At 28.4% G+C, this 3,437-nt stretch carries 4 protein-coding genes; all 4 read right to left on the reverse strand.

Going from position 1 to position 3,437, the window contains the following annotated elements:
• Positions 1–157: 157 nt before the first annotated feature.
• The 4 genes from dapD to HMPREF0202_RS04355 all read right to left on the reverse strand — a co-directional run bounded on the left by dapD (position 158) and on the right by HMPREF0202_RS04355 (position 3,274).
• Positions 158–859, reverse strand: a complete 702-nt coding sequence (dapD, locus tag HMPREF0202_RS04340) for a 2,3,4,5-tetrahydropyridine-2,6-dicarboxylate N-acetyltransferase (protein WP_023052073.1) — start codon at positions 857–859, stop codon at positions 158–160.
• Between the two features lie 14 nt (positions 860–873).
• Positions 874–1,572 (reverse strand): 4-hydroxy-tetrahydrodipicolinate reductase, encoded by a 699-nt coding sequence (gene dapB / locus HMPREF0202_RS04345; RefSeq protein ID WP_040406349.1) that lies wholly within the window; start codon positions 1,570–1,572, stop codon positions 874–876.
• Entirely contained in the window at positions 1,569–2,444 is an 876-nt protein-coding gene (gene dapA, locus HMPREF0202_RS04350; RefSeq protein ID WP_023052075.1) for a 4-hydroxy-tetrahydrodipicolinate synthase, read from the reverse strand. Before dapA ends, dapB begins: the two co-directional genes overlap by 4 nt.
• 107 nt (positions 2,445–2,551) lie before the next feature.
• The gene (locus tag HMPREF0202_RS04355; RefSeq protein ID WP_023052076.1) at positions 2,552–3,274 is read right to left on the reverse strand and encodes an aspartate kinase; all 723 of its coding nucleotides are present in this window, start codon (positions 3,272–3,274) and stop codon (positions 2,552–2,554) included.
• Positions 3,275–3,437 lie beyond the last annotated feature (163 nt).

Below are 3,437 nucleotides of genomic sequence, written 5' to 3' on the forward strand. Positions count from 1 at the left end.
GTCTGCGGTGTTTCCCGCTGACAAAAATAATAGTACCATAATTTTTAAACTTCGTCAACTACTTTTTTTATTTTTTTAAAATTTTTTTCATTTTTTTTATTAGACATAAAAAAAAGATAGAAAGTTTTAGATTTTCTATCTTTAAATTTTTTCCATTTTATTTTCTTAAATCATCAACAAGTTTTGTTTTTCCACTTGTCTTCTCATCTTTTAATTTTATAATTTTAGCAGGATTTCCTGCTACTACTGCACCTTCAGGAACGTCTTGTAATACAATAGCTCCTGCCGCTACCACTGCACCTTTTCCAACTCTTACACCCTCTATAACAACTGCATTAGCACCTATCATAACATCATCTTCTATCACAACTGGTTGAGCTGATGGCGGTTCTATTACTCCAGCTAAAACTGTTCCAGCACCTATATGACATCTTTTTCCTACAATAGCTCTTCCACCTAACACCACGTTCATGTCTATCATAGTTCCTTCTCCAATTTCTGCTCCTATATTTATTACAGCACCCATCATTATAACAGCATTGTCACCTATTTTTACTTTATCTCTTATTATAGCACCTGGTTCAATTCTTGCATTTATATTTTTAGTATCAAGAAGTGGAACACCAGAATTTCTAGCAATATTTTCTACAAAATAGTTTGTTATACTTTTTTTATTTTTTTCTATTACTTCTTCAATATCTTTCCAATCTCCGATTAAAATACTTCCCTCTTCACCTTTAAAAACAAAAATATTTTCATTTTTAAAATCTACAATTCCATTTATATAAGCTTTAGTTAAAGTTTTCTTTTGTGAATTTTTTATAAAATTTATTAACTCTTCAGCTGTTTCTAGTCTCACTTTATACCACTCTCCTAATTAAAGATATCTTTCATTGTATACAATCTAGGTTGCTTACCTATAATAAAATCAGCACATTTCAACGCACCAACTGCAAATATTTTTTTCGATAAAGCCTTGTGAGATATCTCTATAATCTCATCTTCTCCTGCAAAAATGACTGTATGTTCTCCTACAATCGTTCCACCTCTTATTGCATGAATTCCAATCTCTTTCTTTTCTCTTTTAGTCATCCCTTCTCTTCCATAAACAACATTGTATTTCTCGTGCAAAGATTTTTGGATTGTTTCTAAAAGAGTAATCGCAGTTCCACTAGGTGAATCTATTTTCTTATTATGATGTTTTTCAATTATTTCTATATCAAAATTTTCTTCTAACTTTGGAACTAATTTTTCCAATACACTATTTATAGCATTTATACCTAAAGAAGTATTCGAGGATAATAATATCGGTATTTTCTTCGAAGCTTCTACAATTTTTTCTAAAGTTTCACCACTATAACCTGTTGTTGCTATTACTAAAGGATAATTTCTCTCTACACATCTATCTAATAAATCATTTAATTTACTAAAATGTGAAAAATCTACAACAACATCTATTTTTTCATTTATATTTATTTCTTCAATCCTATCTACAAAAGCGACTATTTTATCATCACCAATATCTCGAATAGTTTTTCCCATTGTTCCCGTTCCATGCATAGCTATTCTCAAACTACTTCACCTACTTCTTCTAATTCTTTTTTTAATATAGCTATATTTTTCTCTTCCATATCACCTAAAGGTAAACGACATTTTCCAACACCTTTTCCTAAAATATTCATTGCTTCTTTTACTGGAATAGGATTAACTTCTAAAAATAGAGATTTAACCAATCCATTATATTTTAATTGTAGTCTTTGAGCTTCTTTTACATCACCATTAAAAAAATTTTCAACCATATTATGAACTACCTTAGGCTCTATATTAGCTAAAACCGAGACTGTTCCAACAGCACCTATTGACATCAAAGGAATAGTTATATCATCATTTCCTGAATATAACGCTAACTCTGGAACTAATCTTGCAACTTCACACGCATAAGATATATCTCCACTAGCTTCTTTTAAAGCTACTATATTTTTATGTTTAGCTAATTTTTTCAACAAATTAATCGATAAATTAACTCCTGTTCTTCCAGGAACGTTATATAACATTATAGGAAGATTCACAAACTCAGCTATAGAAACAAAATGTTTATATATTCCATCTTCATTTCCTTTATTATAATAAGGAGTTACTAACAATAATCCATCAACACCTAACTTTTCATACTTTTTAGACATTTCAATTGCTTGGATTGTATTGTTACTACCTGCTCCAACTATTATAGGTAGTCTCTTTTTATTTACTTCTAGTACAGTTTCTACAATTTTAACTTTTTCATCATCCGTAAGTGTACTTGCTTCCCCTGTTGTTCCTAAAATTATAAGAGCATCTGTATTATTTTCACAATGATATTCTACTAATTCTGATACTTTTAAATAATTCACACTCATATCTTCGTTAAATGGTGTAATTAGTGCTACTCCTGATCCTTTAAACATTGGCTACCCTCCATTACTAAGTTGTGATTAAATAGCTTTATCCACTATCTTCCTTTTATCTTATCTTCTATAGATAAAAATTTCAATTCATTTTTTATTTTTTCTATTTATTCGACTATATAAGTTCCTTTTTCACTTCCTAAACTTTCACCTACAAAAATTGGTACTTTATATTTTTTCCCTATTACTACTGCCTTTGTTTCCATTACTTTAGCTCCATTTTTTGACATTTTTTCCATATCATCGTAAGATATTTTTTCAATTTTAGTAGCTAAATTATTTTTTCTTGGATCATCTGTATAAACTCCATCTACATCTGTATAAATTCTACATTCACAACCTAAAACTCCAGCTAAAGCTACCGCTGTTGTATCTGAACCACCTCTTCCTAAAGTTGTTATATCTCCACTGTCATTAACTCCTTGAAATCCAGCTACTATAACTACTTTCTGTTCTTTCAATTGTTTTTCTAAAAAATTTTTATCTATATTTATAATCTCACTATTTCCATATTCTCCAACTGTTCTTAGTCCTATTTGATATCCTGTATAAGATATAGCATCACACCCTATAGAGTTTAAAGCTATTGATAATAATGCTGCACTTTGTTGTTCACCTGTACTTATTAACATATCTATCTCTCTTTTATTAGGAGTTCCAGCTAAAGAATAAGCTTTTTTTAATAATTCGTCTGTTGTTTTTCCCATTGCTGAAACTACTATAATTATTTCATCAATTTTTTCTTTTAATTCTTTTATATAATCAGCTATTTTAGATATTTTTTCTAAAGTCGCTACTGAACTTCCACCATACTTCAATACTACTCTCATATAAATTCACCTCTTATTTTATTTTCTATATTTTACTTCTTTTAAATATGATTTTTAATTTATCAATTTTTTATTTTTTTTGTTCATTATTTTTATAAATATATTATATTTTTTAATAATCTATATTTTAATAAAAGTTCATATATTATGAATTTTTATTTTT

Source organism: Cetobacterium somerae ATCC BAA-474, from assembly GCF_000479045.1.
Classification (GTDB): domain Bacteria; phylum Fusobacteriota; class Fusobacteriia; order Fusobacteriales; family Fusobacteriaceae; genus Cetobacterium_A; species Cetobacterium_A somerae.